Genomic DNA, 1054 nt, shown 5'->3' with positions numbered 1-1054 from the left:
GGAATACAGACCAGGAATACCGGTATGCGAATGTGATATAAACGGAGAATATCGAACGCACAATCCATAAGGAGGCTGTTCATGAGAGATAAACGATGCAATATAAAAACACTCGAGGCAGAACTTAAGTATCTACCATCGTATGTAGAACAATCTGTTAAGAAAATAGAAGAATTGCTTGAAGATGAAAAGCAAGGGATTCAGCGATATCCAAGGAAGAATATAGATATCGTTGAAATGAAAAAACAGAGAATACCAGTAGACTTAAGCAATATTTTTGATGTGCAGTATTCAGCTGACAAAGTAGTGATGGCATATGAAGATATTGTCAGTATGATTATTGAGCACACTATTAACAATCATCTAACGGAGAGCGATTACATTAGTATTATAAAGCTTATAGCGCAAGCTATCCTTTTAGAGATTGAAAAAGAAAAGCTTCAGGAATTTGTAGACAAGCTTGATAAGGACAAGTACAACGATATACTGATTGACTATCTTTTAAGCGCATACGGAATCAATCGTGCATTTGAGTCTGACAAGTATCTCAGGGAGAGACCATATATTATCGCGGGCAAGATATGCGAAACTGCTCAGACCGATAAGAATAAAGCTAAAGAGATGCTTGAGGAGTACATTACAAAAGAATATCTTAAGGGACATGCTGATTTGGGCTGGCCAAAAGCTGCAGAGACATGGGAACCATATAATGGCCTCTGGTCCTACGAAGCAGCAGCCATTGCCAAGCTCTTTGAAATTGATGATAGTGAGCTGAAAGGCAATCCCAACTATCCGTATGATCTTGCCCATTACAAGAGCGGAGTAGTTGCACAGGGAAATATCGAACCTGTCACACCGGCTGTTGAGGAAGAGGTTGAAGAGGAGTACATTGCCGGAATTCCACTTGCCCCGGAATTTGAGAAATTCATTGCGCCTAAGTTCCATGCCAAAGTCAACGAACTTATTGCAGATTTTGGCCAGCTTTCAGATGAAGAGTTTTATGACAAGTATGAACTTGGTGAAATATACTTTGACCTTGATGATTACCTAAAGG

Annotated in this window: 1 protein-coding gene; it reads left to right on the top strand. The window is 39.6% G+C overall.

Features of this window, described 5'->3' with window-relative positions; translation table 11 throughout:
* Nucleotides 1-81: 81 nt before the first annotated feature.
* Nucleotides 82-1054 (top strand): PoNe immunity protein domain-containing protein (locus G632_RS0118330; RefSeq protein WP_022770962.1); only part of this gene is annotated, 973 nt, incomplete at its 3' end.

Origin of the sequence: Butyrivibrio sp. NC2007 (assembly GCF_000421405.1) — a bacterium.
Taxonomy (GTDB): domain Bacteria; phylum Bacillota; class Clostridia; order Lachnospirales; family Lachnospiraceae; genus Butyrivibrio.
This window is presented reverse-complemented; position numbering and strand designations above follow the sequence as displayed.